The following is a 16530-nucleotide window of genomic DNA, read 5'->3' as shown; positions in this document are numbered from 1 at the left end:
CTGGCATCCGTACGGCCCCATGCCGGGACGTACGGACCCGCTGGTCGTGGAGTCCGCGTCCGGCGTGCGCCTCCGGCTCGCCGAACCCTCCGAGGGGCGGACCGAGCTGGTCGACGGCATGTCCTCCTGGTGGTCGGCGATCCACGGCTACAACCACCCGGTGCTCAACGAGGCGGTCCGGGGCCAGCTGGAGCGGATGAGCCACGTCATGTTCGGCGGGCTCACCCACGAGCCGGCCGTCCGGCTCGCCGCCCGGCTCGTCGAGATCACCCCCGAGCCGCTGCGGCACGTCTTCCTCAGCGACTCGGGCTCGGTCTCCGTCGAGGTCGCGGTCAAGATGTGCCTGCAGTACTGGCGCTCCCTCGGCCGTCCCGAGAAGCGGCGGCTGCTCACCTGGCGCGGCGGCTACCACGGGGACACCTGGCAGCCGATGGCCGTGTGCGACCCGGACGGCGGGATGCACGAGCTGTGGACGGGGGTGCTCCAGCGGCAGGTGTTCGTGGACGCCCCGCCGGCCGCGTACGAGGAGTCGTACGCCGAGCTCCTTCGGACCGAGATCGGGAAGCACGCGCACGAACTGGCCGCGGTGATCGTGGAGCCGGTGGTGCAGGGCGCGGGCGGGATGCGCTTCCACGACCCGGAGTACCTGCGGGTGCTGCGGGAGGCCTGCGACGCCCACGACGTGCTGCTCGTCCTCGACGAGATCGCCACCGGCTTCGGGCGGACCGGCACGCTGTTCGCCGCCGGCCAGGTGGGGATCTCGCCCGATGTGATGTGCGTGGGCAAGGCGCTGACCGGCGGCTATCTGTCGATGGCGGCGACGCTCTGCACGAGCCGGGTCGCCGACGGGATCTCTCAGGGCGAGGTCCCGGTCCTGGCGCACGGGCCGACGTTCATGGGCAATCCGCTGGCGTCGGCGGTGGCCCTGGCCTCGATCGACCTGCTGCTCTCCCAGGACTGGGAGGTCGAGGTCAAGCGGATCGAGGCGGGGCTCAGGGAGGGGCTCGCCCCTGCCGCCGACCTGCCCGGTGTGCGCGAGGTGCGGGTGCTCGGGGCGATCGGCGTCGTCCAGCTCGACCACCCGGTCGACATGGCGGCCGCGACGCGGGCGGCGGTCAGGGAGGGCGTGTGGCTGCGCCCGTTCCGGGACCTGATCTACACGATGCCGCCGTACGTGACCGGCGACGAGGACCTGGCCCGGATCTGCGCCGCCGTGTGCGCGGCGGCGGCAGCGGGCTGAACGGAAGAACGGGAGCAACGGTGGGAATCGTCGTCGTCAGCGGTACGGGTACGGAGATCGGCAAGACGGTCGTGACCGCGGCGGTGGCCGCCGTCGCCACGGCCGCCGGCCGGTCGGTCGCCGTCCTGAAGCCCGCGCAGACGGGAGTCGGACCGGAGGAGCGCGGCGACGCCGACGAGGTCGTCCGGCTCTCCGGCGCCGCGGGCTCCGCCGAGCTGGGCCGCTTCCCGGAGCCGCTGGCTCCGGGTACGGCGGCCCGGCGGGCGGGGCTCGCCCCCGTCGGGCCCCGGGAGGTGGCCGAGGCGGCCCGGAAGCTGGCGGCCGAGCACGATCTGGTCCTCGTGGAGGGGGCGGGCGGGCTGCTCGTCCGCTTCGACGCGGAGGGCGGCACGCTCGCGGACGCGGCCGCGCTGCTCGGCGCGCCGGTCCTGGTGGTGGCCCCGGCCGGTCTCGGCACGCTCAACTCGACGGCCCTGACGGCCGAGGCGCTGCGCGCCCGGGGGATCGAGCAGCTGGGGGTCGTGGTCGGCAGCTGGCCCGCCGAGCCGGACCTGGCGGCGCGCTGCAATCTGGCGGACCTGCCGGAGGCGGCGGGCGCGCCGCTCCTCGGGGCCGTACCGGAGGGGTCCGGGTCGCTCGACCCCGGGGCGTTCCGGGCGGCGGCGGGCGGCTGGCTCGGGCCCGCCCTGGGCGGCACGTGGGACGCGGAGGCGTTCGGCGAGCGGTTCACGGCCGATGTCGAGGCGCCCGCGGCCGCTCGATGAGGGGACCGTCGGGGCGGTGACTCCGTAGGCTGGAGACATGCGTGCTTCCGTGCAGGAGATCGTGTTCGACTGTGCCGATCCGGCCGCCCTCGTCCGCTTCTGGTCGGAGCTCCTCGGCGGTGCTCCCGTCGACCGGAACGACGACTGGTCGTACGTGGACCCGCCCGGGTTCGTCCGGCTCGCCTTCCAGCGGGTGCCGGAGGGCAAGTCGGTGAAGAACCGGGTCCATCTCGACCTGGAGGTGCCCGATCCCGGACGGGCCGCCGACGAGGCACTGCCCCTGGGCGCGGCCCGGATCGGCGACCTGGTGAAGGACGAGCAGGGCGCCTTCCAGGTGATGCGGGACCCGGAGGGCAACGAGTTCTGTTTCGTGCCGGGCTGAGGCGGTTGCGATGACACCGCCTCGCCCCGCACGGCCGGCTCCTCCGTCACCCCGCGTCCACCACCCGGTGTTCGCCCGCTTCTACGCCCGCTTCAGCGTGTCCGCCGACACCAGGGGCGGCCTCGGTGACCTGCGCGAGGAGCTGCTCGCCGGGCTCTCCGGCCGGGTCGTCGAGATCGGGGCGGGGAACGGGCTGAACTTCGCGCACTACCCGGCCGGGGTCACCGAGGTGGTGGCCGTCGAGCCGGAGGCCCGGCTGCGCCGGCTGGCCCAGGAGGGCGCGCGGCGGACCGCCGTACCGGTGGCCGTACTGCCGGACACGGCCGAGGCGCTGCCCTTCGAGGACGCCTCCTTCGACGCGGCGGTGGCCTCGCTCGTCCTCTGCACGGTACGGAGCGTGCCGCAGACCCTCGCGGAGCTGCACCGGGTCCTGCGGCCCGGGGGCGAGCTCCGCTTCTTCGAGCACGGCGCGGCGGACACGCCCGGGCTCGCGCGCGTGCAGCGGGGTCTCGACCGGACGGTCTGGCCGCTGCTCTTCGGCGGCTGCCACACCTCGCGGGCCCCGCTCGCCTCGATCGAGGCGGCGGGATTCGTCCTCGGCCCGTACCGCTCCTTCGACATCCCGGGCAAGGGCCCGCGCCTGCCGTCGTCGCCGTGCGTGCTGGGGGTGGCCAGGCGGGGGGACGGCGGTGGGACCGGCGACAGAGCCGCGCGGCTCCGCCGGTAGGGCGCGCGGCCCGGCGGCCGGACCGGTCGTCCCGCCACGCGGAACTCCGTGGCAGCGGATCCGCCCCACGTGATGGGATCCCGCCATGACCGATCTTCGGATACGAGCCGCCACCCGCGACGACATCGAGGCCGTCCTGGCCTTCTGGAGCGAGTCCGCCAAGGGGAAGTCCGTCTCCGACGACGTGCACGGGGTGACCCGGCTCGTCGAGCGTGACCCCGAGGCGCTCATCCTGGCCCTGGCCGACGGCCTGATCGTGGGGTCCGTGATCGCGGGCTGGGACGGCTGGCGCGCCTCCCTCTACCGGCTCGCCGTACTGCCCTCGTACCGTCGGCGCGGCATCTCCACCGCGCTCCTGCGCGCGGCCGAGGAACGCCTCGCCGCCCTCGGCGGGCGGCGTGCGGACGCGATGGTCCTGGAGGCGAACGAGACGGGGCACCGGGTGTGGACGGCCGCCGGGTACGAGCGTGAGGAGCACTGGCGCCGCTGGGTGAAGCCGCTCACGGTGTGAACCGGGTGCGCCGGTTGCGCCGGGTGCCCGCCGTGTGTGTTTTGCCCGTCCTTTACCATGGTTGCTCATCCTGACTATCGAAAGGTGTGAGCGTCCGCCCATGGGCGAGCCTCCCAGTAGCACTGGTTCCGACAGCACCCGCTTCGCCGACCGACATCGAGCGATCCGCCCCGCCCTGACTGACCATGGGACGGAGGTGAACCGATGACCGAAGTGCTTCTGCTCCTTCTGGCGCTCCTCCTCTCCCTCGCGTGCGGCGCGTTCGTCGCGGCCGAGTTCTCGCTGACCACGGTCGAGCGCGGCGAGCTCGAAGCCGCCGTGGACCGCGGCGAGCGCGGGGCGGCCGGTGCCCTCAAGGCCGTCAGGTCACTGACGTTCCAGCTCTCCGGCGCCCAGCTGGGCATCACCGTCACCAACCTGGTGGTCGGCATGCTCGCCGAGCCCTCCGTCGCGAAGCTGATCCGGGGCCCGGCCGAGGCCGTCGGCCTCTCCCCGACGGTCGCCTCCTCCGTGGCCCTCGTCATCGGCACCGCCCTGTCGACCGTCGTCCTGATGGTCGTCGGCGAGCTGGTCCCCAAGAACTGGGCGATCTCCTCGCCGCTCGCCGTCGCGAGGGTGGTGGCCACCCCCCAGCGGGTCTTCACCGCCGCCTTCAAGCCGCTGATCAGCCACCTCAACAACACCGCGAACAGGATCCTGCGCCGCCTGGGCATGGAGCCCACCGAGGAGCTGGCGTCCGCGCGCTCCCCGCAGGAGCTCGTGGCGCTCGCCCGGCACTCCGCGAAGGAGGGCGCCCTGGAGGCGGACACGGCCGAGCTGTTCGTCCGTACCCTCAACCTGTCCGAGCTGACCGCCGAGAACGTGATGACGCCCCGCGTCCAGGTCACCGCACTCGACGTGCAGGCCACCGCGGAGGACGTCGCCAACGCGACCCGCGCGACCGGCCTGTCCCGCTTCCCCGTCTACCGGGGCAGCCTCGACGCGGTCGTCGGCATCGCCCACATCAAGGACGTGCTCGCCATACCGGCCCATGAGCGCCCGCGCCGCCGGATCGGCGAGATGCTGCGCGAACCGCTCCTCGTCCCCGAGACGCTGACCGTGGACCGGCTGCTCGACCGGCTGTCCGGGAAGCAGACGATGGCGGTCGTCATCGACGAGTACGGCGGTACGGCCGGGGTCGTCACCCTGGAGGACATCGTCGAGGAGGTCGTCGGCGAGGTCCGCGACGAGCACGACCCGCACGAGACGCCCGACCTGGCACGGGCCGGTGAGGACGCGGACGGGCGCGAGCTGTGGTCCGCCGACGGCGCGGCCCGTACGGACCAGGTGGGGGCCATCGGCCTCCGGGTGCCGGACGGCCCGTACGAGACGCTCGCGGGCGTCGTCGCGACGGAGCTGGGCCGTATCCCGGCCGTCGGCGACAGCGTGGAACTGGGCGGCTGGCGGCTCGACGTCGTCGACGCCTCGGGCCGGCGCGCCGCGCGCGTGCTGCTGCACGCGCCCGTGCCGGGCGCCACCGCCCACGAGACCGGGGAGGCCGGCCGATGACCGCGATCCAGTTGCTGATCGGTCTGCTCACCCTGATCGTCAACGCCTTCTTCGTCGGCGCCGAGTTCGCCCTGATCTCGGTCCGCCGCAGCCAGATCGAGCCGCTCGCGGAGGCCGGGGACCGGCGGGCCCGCAGCGTCATCTGGGGTCTGGAGCACGTCTCCGCGCTGCTGGCCGCCGCGCAGCTCGGCATCACGCTCTGCACCCTGGTGCTCGGCATCGTCGCCGAGCCGGCCATGGCGCATCTGCTCGAACCGCTCTTCGACGCGGTCGGCGTGCCGCACGGTCTGGTGCACCCGATCTCGTTCGTGATCGCGCTGAGCGTGGCGACGTATCTGCACATGCTGCTCGGCGAGATGGTGCCGAAGAACATCGCGCTGGCCGAGCCGACGCGTACGGCGCTGCTGCTCGGGCCGCCGCTCGTGGCGCTCGCGCGGGCGCTGCGGCCGGTGATCTTCGCGATCAACGCCTTCGCCAACGCGCTGCTCAAGCTGTTGCGGGTGGAGGTCAAGAACGAGGTCTCGGCGACGTTCTCGGACGACGAGCTGGCCCGGATGGTCACCGACGCGGGCCACGCCGGCCTGCTGGACGACCGGGCGGCCGAGCGGCTGCACGACGCCCTGGTCCTGGGCAGGCGGCCCGTGCGGGATGTCGTGATGCCCGCGGAGAAGGTGGTGTACGCGCAGGTCGGCACCACTCCCGAGGAGCTGGAGGCGCTGTCCGCGCGTACGGGCTTCTCGCGCTTCCCCGTGCTCGACGCCGAGCGCCGGATCCTCGGCTATCTGCACGTCAAGGACGCCCTGGACGCCTCGCCGCGCGACCTGCCGTTCCCGGTGGCCGCGCTGCGGCCGATCGCCCGGGTCCGGTCGGCCACGCCGCTGGACGACGTCCTGACCGCGATGCGCCGCAGCCGGACGCACCTGGCGGCCGTGCTCGACGAGGACGGCAAGCCGGCCGGTCTCGTGTCGATGGAGGACGTCCTCCGTGAGCTGGTGGGCCGCCCGGCGGCGCCGTGACGGCTCGTACGGCAGTGAGGGGCCCCGGGTGTTCCCGGGGCTCCTCCCGTGCTCCACCGCACCTGCGCATACCGCACGGTATGATCGCTCCGTCATGGAGATCAATGCCTCATACAACAGTTTCGTCGCCCTCGGCGACAGTTTCACCGAGGGCATGTCGGACCTGAGGCCCGACGGCTCCTACCGGGGCTGGGCCGACGTCCTCGCGGACCGTCTGGCCGCCCGCGCCCCCGGTTTCCGGTACGCCAACCTCGCCGTGCGCGGCAAGCTCATCGGCCAGATCGTCGAGGAGCAGGTCGAGACGGCCGCCGCGATGAAGGCGGACGTCGTGACGCTGGTCGGCGGACTCAACGACACCCTGCGGCCCAAGGTCGACATGGGGCGGGTACGGGGCCTCCTCACCGAGGCCGTCGAACGGCTCGCGCCCTCCTGCGGGCAGCTGGTCCTGATGCGCAGCCCCGGCCGGAACGGCCCCGTGATGGAACGCTTCCGCCCGCGGATGGAGGAGCTCTTCACGCACATCGACGAGCTCGCCGCCCGGCACGGAGCCCTCGTCGTCGACCTGTACGGTGCCCCGTCGCTCGGCGACCCCCGGCTCTGGGACGTGGACCGGCTCCATCTGACGGCCGACGGGCACCGACGGGTCGCCGAGGCCGTGTGGCAGGCGCTCGGCCTGACCCCCGAGGAGGACTGGCGCGCGCCGCTGCCTCCCACTCCCCCGCCCGGCTGGGCGAGCCGCCGGGCCGCGGACGCCCGCTTCGCCAGGGAACACCTGGGCCCGTGGATCGGGCGGCGTCTGACCGGCCGCTCGTCGGGCGACGGCCGCGCGCCCAAGCGCCCGGAACTGCTTCCGTACGAGGGGCCGGCGGGCCCGTAGACGCCGCGGGGGCCCGCGCGGGCCCGGTCGAAAAAGGCGCGAGGCCGTCGCGCGTGAGCTGCGTCTCGTAGCAAGCTCCAGCTCGCACCGTGGCGCTGGCCTGCAGAAACCACCAGTAGAATTCATCCACGTGACTGCTGTGACTGCGAAGCCCCGTATCCCCAACGTTCTGGCCGGCCGCTACGCCTCCGCGGAGCTCGCCGTCCTCTGGTCCCCCGAGCAGAAGGTGAAGCTGGAGCGTCAGCTGTGGCTCGCCGTGCTGCGTGCGCAGAAGGACCTCGGGATCGAGGTTCCCGAGGCGGCCCTCGCCGACTACGAGCGCGTGCTCGACCAGGTCGACCTCGGCTCGATCGCCGAGCGCGAGAAGGTCACCCGGCATGACGTGAAGGCCCGGATCGAGGAGTTCAACGCCCTCGCCGGCCACGAGCACGTCCACAAGGGCATGACCTCGCGCGACCTCACCGAGAACGTCGAGCAGCTGCAGATCCGGCTCTCCCTCGAGCTGATGCGGGACCGTACGGTCGCCGTCCTCGGCCGGCTCGGCAAGCTCTCCGCCGAGTACGCGGAGCTGGTCATGGCGGGCCGCTCGCACAACGTCGCCGCCCAGGCGACCACCCTCGGCAAGCGCTTCGCGACGGCGGCGGACGAGCTGCTCGTGGCGTACGGGCGCCTGGAGGAGCTCCTCGGCCGCTACCCGCTGCGCGGCATCAAGGGCCCCGTCGGCACCGCGCAGGACATGCTGGACCTGCTCGGCGGCGACGCCGGCAAGCTGGCCGAGCTCGAGCAGCGGATCGCCGGCCACCTCGGCTTCGCGCACGCCTTCACCTCGGTCGGCCAGGTCTACCCGCGCTCGCTCGACTACGACGTGGTCACCGCGCTCGTGCAGCTGGCGGCCGCCCCCTCGTCGATCGCCAAGACGATCCGCCTGATGGCGGGCCACGAGCTGGTCACCGAGGGCTTCAAGCCCGGCCAGGTCGGCTCCTCGGCGATGCCGCACAAGATGAACACCCGCTCCTGCGAGCGCGTCAACGGCCTCATGGTCATCCTGCGCGGCTACGCCTCGATGACCGGCGAGCTGGCCGGCGACCAGTGGAACGAGGGCGACGTGTCCTGCTCCGTGGTCCGCCGGGTCGCGCTGCCCGACGCCTTCTTCGCGCTCGACGGCCTCCTGGAGACCTTCCTCACCGTGCTCGACGAGTTCGGCGCCTTCCCGGCCGTCGTCGCCCGTGAGCTCGACCGGTACCTGCCGTTCCTCGCGACCACCAAGGTCCTCATGGGCGCCGTGCGCGCCGGGGTCGGCCGCGAGGTCGCCCACGAGGCGATCAAGGAGAACGCCGTGGCCTCCGCCCTCGCCATGCGCGAGCAGGGCGCCGAGCGCAACGAGCTCCTCGACAAGCTGGCCGCCGACGAGCGCATCCCGCTGGACCGGGCGCAGCTCGACGAGCTGATGGCGGACAAGCTGTCCTTCACGGGCGCCGCCGCCGACCAGGTCGCGTCGGTGGTCTCCCGTATCGAGGAGATCCTCAAGCAGCACCCGGAGGCCGCCGCCTACGCCCCCGGAGCGATCCTCTGACCGGGAAGCCCCGGTTCTCCGCACAGGAGCTCGAGGCCGCCCGCGACCGCGTCGTTCCCGACGTGGTGGCGGGCGGCCTTTCCGTGCTCTTCTGCGGGATCAATCCGGGTCTGATGTCGGCGGCGACGGGCCACCACTTCGCCCGTCCGGGCAACCGGTTCTGGCCGGTGCTCCACTTGTCCGGCTTCACGCCGAGGCAGCTGAGGCCGGACGAGCAGGAGGAGCTCCTGTCGTACGGTCTCGGCATCACGAACGTGGTGGCGCGCGCGACCGCGCGGGCCGACGAACTGAGCCGCGAGGAGTACCGCGAGGGCGGGCGGCTCCTCGCGGCGAAGGTCGAGCGGCTCGCGCCGCGCTGGCTCGCGGTCGTCGGCGTCACCGCGTACCGCACGGCCTTCGACGAGCCGAAGGCCGCGATCGGGCCGCAGGAGCGCCTGATCGGCTCCACCCGGGTCTGGGCGCTGCCCAACCCGAGCGGTCTGAACGCGCACTGGACGGCGGCGACGATGGCCGAGGAGTACGCGCGTCTCCGCGAGGCGGCCGGGACTCCGTAGCGGGCCCGGGCCTTCAGACGGGCGCCACTCCGGCACCTCCCAGGGCCGCCCTTCAGGGGAGATCGGCCTCGGTGATCACGGCGAGGAGCTGGAAAGGCAGCTCCTTGTCCCACTGGGAGACGCCGAGACCTATCCACCGGCCGTCCACCCGCCACAGCCGCAGCTCCGGGGTGTGGCAGCTGAGCGTGGACCACGGCTCCGGTATCGCCTCGCCCTCCATGCTCCGCTCCAGGACCGGCCACAGGATCAGCTCCTCCGGCGGGCCCCAGCGGGCGGTGAGCAGGGCGGCGAGGCCGTCCCGCTCCGCCTCGTACTGCTCCTCGACCAGCACGCGGCGCGTGCCGTCGTCCTCCCAGAACTCCTCGCTCGTCGCGAGCTCCCCGATGTGGAAGCCCGGACCGCTGTCGACGGGTCCGGACCGCTCCGGTCGCGCGGGGAAGGCGCGAGAGCGTAGTAAGTCGATCGTCGCCAGGTGCCGTGCCGTGGTCATGCATCCAGTAAAGCGGCCCCCACTGACAGTTGGCGTTCCGTCAGGAGGCGGGGCGGGAGCAGCGGAAGGTCCTCCCAGGGGCGGCACTCGCCGTGACCGTACCCATTGAGTACCATCCGCCGAAGAGGTGCACGAGCTGGGAGGACACACTGTGGGGCGGCTGACCGGCGGGGATCCGTCTCTGCTGCGGCGGATCAACTCCGCGGTGGTACTCCATGCGCTGCGGGGCGCCGAAGCGCCCACGCTCACGGATCTGACCCGGATCACGGGCCTTTCGCGGCCCACGGTCGAGGGCGTCGTCGAGGGGCTGATGGAGGGCGGTCTCGTCGTCGAGGCGGCGCCCGAGGAGGGCGAGGCCCGGCGGCAGGGACGTCCGGCGCGGAGGTTCCGCTTCCGCGCGGAGGCCGGCCATCTGCTCGGCATCGAGATCGGCCCGCACCGCGTGGCCGCGCTGCTCTCCGGTCTGGACGGGCGGATCATCGGCGCGGGATCCCGCGAGGTGTCGGAGACCGCACCCGAGGACGAGCGTCTCGACCGCGTGCGCACGGTCGTGGCCGACGTGCTGCGCAGGGCCGGGGTCGCCCGGTCCAATCTGCGGGCGGTCGGCGTCGGCACCCCCGGCATCGTGGAGGCCGACGGGACCGTCCGCCTCGGTACGGCCCTGCCCGGCTGGACGGGCCTCGCGCTCGGCGAGCGGCTGCGGCGTTCCTTCCGGTGCCCGGTGATCGTGGAGAACGACGCGAACGCGGCGGCCGTCGCCGAGCACTGGAAGGGTGCGGCGACCGACTCCGACGACATCGTCTTCGTCCTCGCGGGGCTGAGCCCGGGGGCCGGTTCGCTGATCGGTGGCCGGCTGCACCGGGGCTTCGGCGGCGCGGCCGGCGAGATCGGCGCGCTGCACCTGCTCGGCCAGGGCGTCACCCCCGAGCATCTGCTCTCGACGACGGACGAGCCGCTGCACCCGCTGGACGAGCAGGCGGTCGCCGAGGTCTTCGCGCTGGCCCGCAAGGGCGATGCACGCGCGGAGGCGGCGGTCGATCGGTTCATCCAGCGCCTCGTGCACGACGTGGCGGCGCTCGTCCTCGCGATCGACCCGGAGCTGGTGGTCGTCGGCGGCTGGGCGGCCGGCCTGGACGGCGTACTGCAGCCGCTCCGTGACGAGCTGGCCCGGTTCTGTCTGCGGCCGCCGCGGGTGGTGCTGTCCCTGCTGGGCGAGGCGGCGGTGGGCACGGGTGCGCTGCGGCTCGCCCTCGACCACGTGGAGGAGCAGCTGTTCGCGGTCGAGGGCACGGTGACGGCCCGCCGCTAGGTGGTGCTGCGACGGGCCGCTGGGCGTGGTTCGGGCGGGTGGTGTTACGAGGCCATGACCAGGTCGACGGAGTCGCCGAAGGTCAGGCGGCAGGTGTCGGCCCGGTAGGTGGCCACGGAGACGGCGGCGGTACGCCCTCCGGAGAGGTAGCGGGTCGTCACGACGAGGACGGGCGCGCCCGGCAGCCGGTCGAGCTCCTTGGCGTCGTCGGCGCGGGCGGAGCCGAGCTCCACGGAGCGGTCCTGGCCGTCGAGGGCGAGGTCCTGGAGTGCCCGGAGCACCGCGCGGGCGCGGGCGGGGCCGGCGGGCGCGTCGACGGTGCCGAGGCCCGGGACGGAGCCGGCGGCCACGTACAGCAGCTCGGCGGCGACGGGCTGGCCCTGGCTGACGCGGAGCCGGCGGACGATGTGCACCCGCTCCTCGGCGCCGGTCTCCAGGACGCGCGCGACGGCGGCGGGCGCCACGCCGGACGCGGAGTCCAGGGACTGCCAGGCGTCGTCGCCGACTCCCGGCCAGGTGTGCTGGGTGGTGGAGACGTCGACGCCGACGCGCGGCGGTGCGACGGTGGTGCCGACGCCGCGGCGGCGCTGGAGCCGGCCTTCCAGCTCCAGCTGCTCCAGGGCCTGACGGAGCGTGGCACGGGCGACGCCGAAGCGTGCCGCGAGCTCCCGCTCGTTGGGGAGGATCTCCCCGACCGCGAAGTCCGAGTCGAGCGCTTCGCCGATCACTGTCTTGAGGTGCTGGTACTTCGGTTCCGGCACCGATGCCAGCTGCGTGGTCCCCACCCTGATCCTCCGCAATTCGCCGTGTCCCGCGGCGTTTTTCCGCGCCCTTGTTTATTAAAGGTTCCTGCACTAACTCTGCGACCATAAGGCGAGCCACCCCCTTGGTCAAGACCAATCCTCTGCCGAACGCCCCCGAATGTGACCCTCTGACCTAGATCGTTCACAGGACGTTCGCGCCCGCGTGAGCCCCGCGCAGCGAAGACCCCGCCTCCCGGGGGTGGGAGACGGGGTGGGTTCCGGCCGCTTGGCGTGATCCGGAGGCTTCCGGTGCCGTGGTGGGGATCAGCCCCCGTCGGAGAGGGCGAAGCCCTGGAGCTTGTCGGGGTTGCGGATGATGTAGACGCACTGGATGCGCCCGTCGCGGACCTCGATCTGGAGCAGGGTGTCGGGCCGCCCCTCGGTGAGGACGAGGACGGCGGGAGCGCCGTTGACCTCGATGACGCGCATCTCGTACAGGGCGTCGGCGCCCTTGGACGTGGCGGCGAGGAAGCGTCCGACCTTGTCGGCGCTCTCGATGATCCGCCGCGGCGTCCTGGCCTTGCCTCCGCTGTCGCCGACGAGGCGCACGTCCGGGGCGAGCAGGGCGAGGAGCCCGCCGAGGTCGCCGCCCGCAGCGGCGGAGAGGAAGCGTTCGGTGAGGTCTCGGCGCTCGGCCGGGTCGACGTCGTAGCGCGGCTTGCCCTCGTCGACGTGGCGCCTGGCGCGCCCGGCGAGCTGGCGTACGGCCGCCTCGGAGCGGTCGAGGGCGGTGGCGATCTCGCCGTACGGGAAGCCGAAGGCCTCGCGCAGCACGAAGACGGCCCGCTCCAGCGGGGAGAGGGATTCGAGGACGACGAGCACGGCGAGCGAGACGGAGTCGGCGAGCAGGGCGCGCTCGGCGGTGTCGGGGGCGGACGGGCCGAAGTCGGTGACGACGGGCTCGGGCAGCCAGGGGCCGACGTAGGCCTCGCGGCGCGCCTGGGCCTGGCGCAGCCGGTCGATGGCGAGCCGTGTGGTGATCCGCACCAGGAAGGCGCGGGGTTCACGGACGGCGGCCCGGTCCTCGGCGGTCCAGCGCAGCCAGGCCTCCTGGACGACGTCCTCGGCGTCGGCGGCGCGGCCGAGCATCCGGTAGGCGACGCCGAGGAGCATCGGGCGGTGCTCCTCGAAGAGTTCGGTCAGTGTGTCGGTCGGAATATCGGTGGGCACGCACCCATCCCAGCCCACCGGGGTCGGCCTGTCCAGTTTCGGACGGGGGTCTTGAACTCCAGGCTACTCATGGGTAATTCTCCCTGACGGGATGTCTGACAAGCTTCGGGACGGGAGTCCGCATGCCCGCACGGCTCATGCTCACGATCGGGACCCCGGCGGGTCCCCGCACGGCGTCCCTCACGTACGAACGCCGGGGAGCGGGCGAACCGTTGCTGCTCCTGCACGGCATCGGGCACCACTGGCAGGCCTGGGAGCCCGTCCTGGACGTCCTGGCGGCCGAGCGGGACGTGATCGCCGTCGACCTGCCCGGTTTCGGCGCCTCCGACGAGCTGCCCGAGGGCTGCCCCTACGACCTGGCCGGCGTCGTCGGGGTGCTCGACGCCTTCTGCGCGGCCCTCGGCGTCGAACGGCCGCATGTGGCGGGGAACTCGCTCGGCGGGCTGCTCGCCCTGGAGCTGGGCCGGGCGAAGCGGGTGCGCTCGGTCACCGCGCTCTCCCCCGCCGGGTTCTGGTCGGAGGGCGAGCGGCGGTACGCCTTCGTGACGCTCCGGGCGATGCGCGGCGCGGCCCGGTCGATGCCCGTCCCGCTGATCGAACGCCTCTCCCGTACCGCCGCGGGACGCACCGTGCTCGCCGGCAGCATCTACGCACGCCCCGGGCGCCGTTCACCCGAGGCGGTCCGCGCCGAGACGCTCGCGCTGCGCGGGGCCACCGGCTTCCGGCGGACCCTGGAGGCGGGCGGCGCCGTGCGCTTCCGAGACGACGTCCCCGGGGTGCCCGTCACCGTCGCCTGGGGCAGCCGTGACCGGCTGCTCCTTCCCCGCCAGGGCGTCCGCGCCAAGCGGATCCTGCCCGGCGCGCGGCTCGTCCGGCTGCCGGGCTGCGGTCATGTGCCCATGAGCGACGATCCGGCCCTCGTCGCGCGCGTCATCCTGGACGGCAGCCGCTGAGGCCCGCCGGGGCCTCCGGGCGAACAGGCCGGTGCCCACGGCGGCGCCGGCCCCCACGAGCAGACCGCCGGCCGCCTGCGGCAGGCCGAACGCGGCACCGGCGACCAGCGCGGCGCTCAACGCGGCGGCGACCGGGATCGCGCCGGTGAAGAGAGTGGCCCGCTCCATGCCGACCCGCTGGACGCCCATGTAGAAGAGGACGAACCCGACCACCGTGGCGAGGACCGCCTGCCAGACCAGGGCGCCCGCCTCCACCGCCGTCGGCAGGCGCACGAACGCGGCCCCGTCCACCACGAGACCCACGAGCGCCGCCTCCACCGCACCGACCCCGCAGACGGCGGCCGTGAGCAGCTTCGGCCCGAGCAGCCGGAGCACCGGCACGGCGAGCACCGTGAACCCCACCTCGCCCGCGAGCGCGGCCACGGACCAGCCGATCCCGGCCAGGTCCGTCCGCCCCCAGCCCTGCACGGTGAAGGCGCCGGCGGCGACGAGCAGCGCTCCGTACAGCACGGCCGGGGCGGGCCTGCGGCCCTCGGTCAGCGGGACGAGGACGGCGACGACGACCGGGGCGCAGCCGACCAGGACGCCGGGAACGGCCGGCTCGGCCGTCCGCTCGGCGGCCAGGACCGCCATGTTGAAGCCGACCATGCCGACCCCGGCGAGGGCGGCGAGCCGCAGCCAGTGACGGGGGGTCAGGGTCCGCAGCGGGGCGAGGCCGCCGCGGCCGATGAGCGGGATCAGGAGCAGACAGGCCGCCCCGTAGCGCAGCGCCTGGCCGCCCGCGTACGGGTACGCGCCGAGCAGGCTGTTCGCGGTGAAGGAGGCGCCGACGAGGGCGTAGGCGAGGGTCACCAGGAGGACCCCGCGCAAGGCGTTCGCGTTCATGGTTCCGACGGTAGGAAGCCGCGCGGCCCCGGTTAAGGTCCACTTCTGACACGCCATCGGGGACCACTTCGGCCGGACCGGATGACGGACTGGACGGCGGACTGGACGGCGGCGGACCGCACGGCGAGGAGGGTCACGCGTATGAACAGTCACGGACAGGCGGCCTGGGAGCTGCTCCTGCCGGCCGTCGGCGCACCGGCGCGGCGGCGCGGGCGGGCCCTTCAGGAGGCGCTGCGCGAGGCCGTGCGCTCGGGGCGGCTCGTGGCCGGGACCCGGCTGCCGTCGACACGTGAGCTCGCGGCCGACCTGGGCGTCTCCCGGGGCCTCGTCACCGAGGCGTACGAGCAGCTCACGGCCGAGGGGTATCTGCGCAGCGACCGGGGCGCGGGCACCTGGGTCGGTGAGGCGGCGAGGGCCCGGCAGACGGACCGCTCCCCGGCGGCGGACGGTCGTCACGCGTCCGGTCCTGACGGCGGCACGCCGGTGCGCGGTGCCCACGGCCCGGCTACCGGGGCGCCCCGCGTCCGGGTGGACTTCCGTCCCGGCACCCCCGATCTGTCGCTCTTCCCGAGGGCCGCGTGGGCGGCGGCCCAGCGGGCCGTCCTCGCACGGCTCCCCCATCCGGCGCTCGGATATCCGGACCCGCGCGGGGTGCCCGAACTGCGGGAGGCGCTGGCCGGGATGCTGACCAGGCGCCGGGGTGTGGTGGCCGACGCGGAGCGGCTCGTGGTCTGTTCTGGCGTGGCGCAGGCGTCGACGCTGCTCGGCTTCGTCCTGCGGGCGCGGGGGCTCCGCGCGGTCGGCATCGAGGATCCGGGGAGTCCCGAGCACGGACGGCTGTTCGCCTCGACCGGTCTGGACACGGTGTGGCTGCCCCTGGACGAGGAAGGGCTGCGGACAGGACCGCTCGTCGCCTCGGGCCTGCGGGCCGTGGTCGTGACGCCCTCGCACCAGTTCCCGTCCGGGATCAGCTGGTCGGCCGAGCGCCGCGCCGAACTCCTCGACTGGGCACGGACCGTGGACGGCTACGTCCTGGAGGACGACTACGACGGTGACTTCCGGTACGACAGGGCGCCCGTCGGCGCTCTTCAGGGACTCGATCCGGAGCGGGTCGTCTACGCGGGCTCGGTCAGCAAGTCGCTGGCGCCCGGCCTGCGGCTCGGCTGGATGCTCGTCCCCGAGGCGCTGCTCGGCGAGGTCGTGGAGCGCAAGCGGACGATGGACCTCGGCAACCCCGTACTCGACCAGGCGGTGCTCGCGGAGTTCGTGACGCGGGGCGGATACGACCGGCAGCTGCGCCGCTGCCAACGGGCCTACCGGGAGCGGCGGGACGCCCTGCTCGCCGCCCTCGCGGAGCATCTGCCCGGCACCCGGGTGAGCGGCATCGCGGCCGGACTGCACGTCATCGCGCGCGTACCGGGGGATTACGGCCCGCCGGAACGTTTCCTGGCGCGGGCGGCGGAAGCGGGGGTGGCGCTGCGGCCCCTGGAGGAGTACGGCACCGCCCGGCCCGCCGACGGGGACGTACGGCTCGTCATCGGGTACGCGCACCTGGCGCCGTCGGCCGTGACGACCGGGATACGGCTGGTGGCGGAGGCGGTCGGCCGGGGTGAGTCCTTCACGGGTTCCGGACGGGCAGAGGCCTGATGATCTGTTCACGCGGGGTTCGTGTGGGCGCCGTCCCCGGCCGTTAGGCATGGGGCGACGCCCCCCGCCGCCTGGACATCA

At 73.8% G+C, this 16530-nt stretch carries 16 protein-coding genes; 13 read left to right on the top strand and 3 right to left on the bottom strand.

Annotation, left to right across the window (positions count from 1 at the left end):
• Window positions 1-19: 19 nt before the first annotated feature.
• The 10 genes from ACZ4VK_RS06430 to mug all read left to right on the top strand — a co-directional run bounded on the left by ACZ4VK_RS06430 (window position 20) and on the right by mug (window position 9192).
• Window positions 20-1240: an adenosylmethionine--8-amino-7-oxononanoate transaminase gene (locus tag ACZ4VK_RS06430; protein WP_468350767.1), complete on the top strand. Its 1221-nt coding sequence runs from the start codon at window positions 20-22 to the stop codon at window positions 1238-1240.
• Between the two features lie 20 nt (window positions 1241-1260).
• Window positions 1261-2004, top strand: a complete 744-nt coding sequence (gene bioD / locus ACZ4VK_RS06425; protein ID WP_468349123.1) for a dethiobiotin synthase — start codon at window positions 1261-1263, stop codon at window positions 2002-2004.
• A gap of 37 nt (window positions 2005-2041) precedes the next feature.
• On the top strand, window positions 2042-2386 hold the full coding sequence (locus ACZ4VK_RS06420) for a VOC family protein (protein WP_468349121.1): 345 nt from the start codon (window positions 2042-2044) through the stop codon (window positions 2384-2386).
• Window positions 2387-2396: 10 nt separating this feature from the next.
• Entirely contained in the window at window positions 2397-3113 is a 717-nt protein-coding gene (locus ACZ4VK_RS06415) for a class I SAM-dependent methyltransferase (protein WP_468349119.1), read from the top strand.
• Window positions 3114-3198: 85 nt separating this feature from the next.
• Window positions 3199-3624 (top strand): GNAT family N-acetyltransferase, encoded by a 426-nt coding sequence (locus ACZ4VK_RS06410; protein WP_468349117.1) that lies wholly within the window; start codon window positions 3199-3201, stop codon window positions 3622-3624.
• Window positions 3625-3828: 204 nt separating this feature from the next.
• Window positions 3829-5172 carry a hemolysin family protein gene (locus tag ACZ4VK_RS06405; RefSeq protein ID WP_468349115.1) on the top strand — a complete coding sequence of 448 codons (1344 nt, stop codon included), beginning with the start codon at window positions 3829-3831 and terminating at the stop codon, window positions 5170-5172.
• Window positions 5169-6188, top strand: coding sequence for a hemolysin family protein (locus ACZ4VK_RS06400; RefSeq protein WP_468349114.1), 1020 nt, complete (start codon window positions 5169-5171; stop codon window positions 6186-6188). Before ACZ4VK_RS06405 ends, ACZ4VK_RS06400 begins: the two co-directional genes overlap by 4 nt.
• 94 nt (window positions 6189-6282) lie before the next feature.
• The gene (locus ACZ4VK_RS06395; RefSeq protein WP_468349112.1) at window positions 6283-7065 is read left to right on the top strand and encodes an SGNH/GDSL hydrolase family protein; all 783 of its coding nucleotides are present in this window, start codon (window positions 6283-6285) and stop codon (window positions 7063-7065) included.
• 130 nt (window positions 7066-7195) lie between these two features.
• Window positions 7196-8638: an adenylosuccinate lyase gene (gene purB, locus ACZ4VK_RS06390; RefSeq protein WP_468349110.1), complete on the top strand. Its 1443-nt coding sequence runs from the start codon at window positions 7196-7198 to the stop codon at window positions 8636-8638.
• Window positions 8639-8700: 62 nt separating this feature from the next.
• Window positions 8701-9192: a G/U mismatch-specific DNA glycosylase gene (mug, locus tag ACZ4VK_RS06385; RefSeq protein ID WP_468349108.1), complete on the top strand. Its 492-nt coding sequence runs from the start codon at window positions 8701-8703 to the stop codon at window positions 9190-9192.
• A gap of 52 nt (window positions 9193-9244) precedes the next feature.
• Here the strand turns inward: mug and ACZ4VK_RS06380 are convergent, their stop codons facing one another.
• A complete protein-coding gene (locus ACZ4VK_RS06380; protein WP_468349106.1) occupies window positions 9245-9682 on the bottom strand; it encodes a hypothetical protein in 438 nt (145 codons plus the stop codon).
• A 151-nt stretch (window positions 9683-9833) separates the two neighbouring features.
• Here ACZ4VK_RS06380 and ACZ4VK_RS06375 point away from each other — a divergent pair, with 151 nt between their 5' ends.
• A complete protein-coding gene (locus ACZ4VK_RS06375) occupies window positions 9834-10991 on the top strand; it encodes an ROK family transcriptional regulator (RefSeq protein WP_468349104.1) in 1158 nt (385 codons plus the stop codon).
• 44 nt (window positions 10992-11035) lie between these two features.
• On the opposite strand, the gene ACZ4VK_RS06370 is transcribed toward ACZ4VK_RS06375, so the two are convergent.
• Window positions 11036-11776 (bottom strand): GntR family transcriptional regulator, encoded by a 741-nt coding sequence (locus ACZ4VK_RS06370; protein ID WP_468349102.1) that lies wholly within the window; start codon window positions 11774-11776, stop codon window positions 11036-11038.
• A gap of 282 nt (window positions 11777-12058) precedes the next feature.
• Window positions 12059-12952, bottom strand: coding sequence for an RNA polymerase sigma-70 factor (locus ACZ4VK_RS06365; RefSeq protein ID WP_468350765.1), 894 nt, complete (start codon window positions 12950-12952; stop codon window positions 12059-12061).
• A 134-nt stretch (window positions 12953-13086) separates the two neighbouring features.
• Between ACZ4VK_RS06365 and ACZ4VK_RS06360 the strand changes: the two genes are divergently transcribed.
• A complete protein-coding gene (locus ACZ4VK_RS06360; protein WP_468349100.1) occupies window positions 13087-13917 on the top strand; it encodes an alpha/beta fold hydrolase in 831 nt (276 codons plus the stop codon).
• Window positions 13918-14943: 1026 nt separating this feature from the next.
• Window positions 14944-16449, top strand: coding sequence for a MocR-like pyridoxine biosynthesis transcription factor PdxR (pdxR, locus tag ACZ4VK_RS06355; RefSeq protein ID WP_468349098.1), 1506 nt, complete (start codon window positions 14944-14946; stop codon window positions 16447-16449).
• Window positions 16450-16530: the final 81 nt, after the last annotated feature.

The organism is Streptomyces sp. NPDC028711 (assembly GCF_055565415.1).
This window is presented reverse-complemented; position numbering and strand designations above follow the sequence as displayed.